Genomic DNA, 4,501 nt, shown 5'->3' with positions numbered 1-4,501 from the left:
GCTAAACTGCCGTACGGGTAACTGTACCGGGGGTTCGAATCCCCCCGCTTCCGCGGAACAACACAGCGACCCTGTAAACTATTACGTTTACAGGGTCGCTCTTTGTTGTAATAGATTATCTCTATCTCAAAGTAAAAAAATCTATCAAAAATATGTTGTATAACATGTTTTTTGTGGTATCTTTGTATCGATTTAAATGGCAAGCGAGTTATTTGAAATCATTTTCAGGTTATCAATAATTTACTGACAAGGCTTCTTGTACACGGTTTGCCGATAAATCATAAATTTAAATGAAAGGAAAATTATGACAATCAAAAGCCTAACAAAAGAAGAAATTCTGGCCCAGATAAAGTATCTGGAGCAGAACATCTCGAACGGGTCTGCCACATATCGTGCAAACAGAATGAACAGACTCAGGAGTTTGAGAGCCAGCTTGCGTATAGCCGGCTGATGAAAAGGACTATTGTCTGAAGCTGAGTGATCCGGAAAAGGATTACGAAAGCTTTGTTTTAAGAAATTGATTAGATAAATATATAATGAGGCTGTTTGATACAGCCTTTTTTATTTTTTTGTAAACTTATATAGCGATATTCCGATCATTTACTCATGGAAGCGCTTTTAAAATAGTATTTTTGTATATCTTTGTCTCCGTTATCTAACAAAAAGTTTAAATTTATATACAATTTATGAAGGATTTATTATCATCCAGATTGACCGCCTTATCGCCTTCTGAAACGTTCGCGATGGCACAAAAAAGCAATGAACTGAAAGCTCAGGGCATTGATGTGATCAATATGAGTGTGGGGGAGCCCGACTTTACTACCCCCAGGCATATAAAGGATGCGGCCAAGAAAGCGATTGACGATAATTTCTCTTTTTATTCTCCCGTGGCCGGCTTTCCCGATCTGAAGAAAGCGATTTGCGAAAAACTGCAGGCAGAAAATAAACTGGAATATACACCTGCACAAATTGTGGTTTCCGGCGGAGCGAAGCAATCGTTGTGCAACGTTATTCTTTCTATTATAGATAAGGATGAAGAGGTGATCATTCCTGCTCCCTACTGGGTCAGCTATCCGGAGATGGTGAAGCTGGCGGAAGGGACACCCGTATTCATTTATGCCGGGATCGAACAGAATTTTAAGATCACTCCGCAACAATTGGAAGAGGTTATTACTCCGAAGACCAAAGCGCTGATTCTCTGCTCCCCGTCGAATCCCACAGGAAGTGTGTATACCAAAGATGAATTAACTGCGCTTGCCGGTGTGCTGGAAAAATATCCCCATGTCTATGTGATTGCCGATGAGATCTATGAACATATCAATTATATCGGGCAACATGAATCGATCGCACAGTTCGACATTATCCGTGATCGTGTAGTGGTGATAAACGGGGTATCGAAAGGTTACGCCATGACCGGCTGGCGTATAGGATGGATGGCCGCACCGCAATGGATTGCATCGGCTTGTACTATGTTGCAGGGACAATACACATCCGGGCCATCTTCCATATCGCAAAAAGCGGCTCTGGCAGCCTATGCCGGCGATCAGTCCTGCGTAGGTGAGATGCGGATAGCTTTTGAAAGGAGAAGGAACCTTATCGTGGAACTGCTTGGGCAGATCCCCGGACTGAAAGTGAACAACCCGATGGGCGCCTTTTATATCTTTCCCGATTGCTCAAGTTACCTGAACAGGTCGTATAACGGAAAAACGGTGCAGACGGCTACGGATCTGGCCATGTACCTACTGGAAGAGGGTCACGTGGCTTGCGTAGGTGGGGACGCTTTCGGCGCTCCCGGGTGTATCCGTTTGTCGTACGCCACATCCGATGAAAGTATCGTGGAAGCGATTGCACGTATAAAAAAGGTACTGGAAAAACTGTCGTAAAATACGGTGATCATCAATCCTGCAGAAGGAAGAAACCATTAAAAAAAATACCTCGATATTGCAGCCAAAGAGTAAAAGCACACAATGGGATATTTTTTCCCTCAGGAAAATGATTCATATTCGTTATATCGGGAATAACCATATTTGTGCTCAATATTTTAAAAAGAAGCTTGTATAACTACAGGGAAATGGTCGGAAGGAAACCGCCCGTATGGCATATCGTTGAGCACCCCGTATTTCTTGACCTTGATGCCGGGGGTAACCCAGATATAGTCGATCCTGCTTTTCGTCGGGGCATTCGGTTTGAACGAGTTGAAAGTGCCTTCTGTTCCATAGGGTGGCTCCTGGGTTACAAGATAGGAGTCGTTGAGCTTGCCTGAGCTATAAATAGTATGAATAGGTTCGTCGTCAGGAGTGGCATTGAAGTCGCCCGTAGCGAACACCGGACTGTCTCCTGCGATCTGTCCGATCATCTTCACCAGTAATAACGAAGAATTTTTGCGGGCCTCTTTTCCTTGGTGGTCATAGTGTGAGTTGAATACAAAGAATTTCTTTCCCGATAATTTATCCCTGAATTTCGCCCACGAGCAGATGCGGTTGCAGCAGGTCGCATCCCAGCCTTTCCCGGGAACTTCGGGTGTTTCGGAGAACCAGAAATCACCGTTATCAAGCAATTCAAAACGGTCTTTTTTGTAGATAATAGCGGAGTGTTCACCGGCATCTTTACCGTCATCCCGTCCGGCGCCTACATAGGCATAACCGTTCAACTCAAGGATACCATCGAGCTGGTGCTTAAAACCTTCCTGTGTTCCGACAATATCCAGGTCGTGGAATCTGATCAGACTTTTCACCATCTCTTTCCTATTGGGCCAGGCATTATCTCCATCGTTGGGGGTATCCATCCTCAGGTTAAAAGATGCTATCCTAAGATTGCATTCTTTTTTACTATTTCCATACGCGCAAGCTGCCATCATTACTGCAAAGGATAAACCTAAAATTAGCATTGTTTTTTTCATACGATTATTTTATTTTTTCTTTTCGGTGTATGGAACCTTTGATATATAAAATAATCATTCTCTTCGGGTGTTTAATGATTATTTTAAACATGTCGGTTTCATACGATTAATTTAGTTTTTTATTTCGGTGTAGGGGAACTTATAGGTAAAATATACACTGTTGTTCGATATTAATTTTTACTGTCGATTATATGAGTATGTAAGGTTTTCCCCGACATATCCTTCTGTCGTATGTCTATCCTGGAATTCACCGTTATATCGAGATAGGTTTCATCATCATTTATTAAAACGGGAAAATGGATATTTTGCTCTTCCCCCCTGTCAATATATTTATAATTGTGCGTATGTCCGCACAGCATCACATTAATATTGGCTTTATTCAGCAGGGGAAGGAACTTTTGTGCGACATCCTGTGTTCCGTGCCATGTTGAACCTGCCGGTGGAATGTGCATAATGACAATCCGGAAGGGAGCCGATTGGAATTCAGGGGATGTAACGACCGTTTCGATCCATTCTTTTTGTTGATCCCTGTAGTTGTCGAATTGTGCTAATTCCGAATATTCTATATCAGAATCGGGTTTATCTTCGCCGCTATCAAGCACCAAGAAGAAAACAGACCCATGGCGGAAGGCATAATAAAAATTTCCATTGCTACCCGGAAAATAATCATAAAGCCCGGAACTTGCCTTTCCCCGGGTTTCATGATTCCCCCGCGTATAAAATACCGGGACCTCGCTGGCGAATAGTTCTACGGCCGTATCCATAAAACCGGTAAATATTTCTTTTTCATCATTGAGGGTAGAGATCATATCGCCGTTAAAGAATACCAGGTCGGTGTTTTCTTTCTTCACATCCTTCAACATAGCCCGTAAATTATCGGCCTTTCCATGTATATCGTTGACTACCCGGAAGGAAAAAGCTTTTTTATCCCGATCCAAGGTGGTAAAAGTGAGAGGTTTATTTCGGTACACCTCGGATGAGGCGATATTTCCGAATAGAAGCCGGTGCCCTTCGTAACCGAGTACTTCTTTTGAAAAGATCCGGTACCGGTATCCGGTCCCCGGCGAAAGGCCTTTAACGGTTACATGGTGTAATTTACCTATTACACGATTGCCGTGGGAGGTGTCGTAAAATTGAGGCCTTTCCGCAGCATAAAAACTGTCATTTCCCGCCGGAGCCAGTTCGATCCAGGATATGGCGTCGTTATTCGTCGTCCAGATAATGGTTGCTTCATTTTCACCCATTCGCTGGATATAAGGGCCGTTCGTTATCTTTATACCTTGGGAGAAAAGAAAAAACGGCAAATAAACAAAAAATAAAAAACATCTTGTTTTCATAACTGACTTATTGAAGCTCTAAAGTACATAAATTTTTTTTACAGAAAAAAATGAGCCTGTTAAATAATAGATAAATGAGAACAAACATCTCCTTGAAATCAACCAGCGGCTTCATGTACAGATCGATGATTTAAAAAAAGATTAATCCGTCCTGTTTCACTTTGGCGTTTCAATCCTGCCTGGTACAATCAATAGATTGGCCGGTTATACCCTTGTCCTTTTTTCAGGAAGGGAAGATCGTGATAACCGGATCCCCGGTCCCTTC

4 protein-coding genes are annotated in these 4,501 nt (G+C 42.7%); 2 read left to right on the top strand and 2 right to left on the bottom strand.

Annotated features, from left to right (window positions below):
* Nucleotides 1-304 precede the first annotated feature (304 nt).
* On the top strand, nt 305-451 hold the full coding sequence (locus tag Q0502_RS11225) for a hypothetical protein (protein ID WP_298650761.1): 147 nt from the start codon (nt 305-307) through the stop codon (nt 449-451).
* Nucleotides 452-686: 235 nt separating this feature from the next.
* Entirely contained in the window at nt 687-1,883 is a 1,197-nt protein-coding gene (locus Q0502_RS11220) for a pyridoxal phosphate-dependent aminotransferase (protein ID WP_298650760.1), read from the top strand.
* Nucleotides 1,884-2,041: 158 nt separating this feature from the next.
* Here the strand turns inward: Q0502_RS11220 and Q0502_RS11215 are convergent, their stop codons facing one another.
* Together Q0502_RS11215 and Q0502_RS11210 are read right to left on the bottom strand one after the other, a co-directional pair.
* Nucleotides 2,042-2,857, bottom strand: coding sequence for an endonuclease/exonuclease/phosphatase family protein (locus tag Q0502_RS11215; protein WP_298650763.1), 816 nt, complete (start codon nt 2,855-2,857; stop codon nt 2,042-2,044).
* A gap of 212 nt (nt 2,858-3,069) precedes the next feature.
* A complete protein-coding gene (locus tag Q0502_RS11210) occupies nt 3,070-4,236 on the bottom strand; it encodes a metallophosphoesterase family protein (protein ID WP_298650759.1) in 1,167 nt (388 codons plus the stop codon).
* Between the last annotated feature and the right edge of the window lie 265 nt (nt 4,237-4,501).

It is taken from the genome of uncultured Proteiniphilum sp. (assembly GCF_937873925.1).
In the GTDB taxonomy this organism is placed as follows: Bacteria; Bacteroidota; Bacteroidia; order Bacteroidales; family Dysgonomonadaceae; genus Proteiniphilum.
This window is presented reverse-complemented; position numbering and strand designations above follow the sequence as displayed.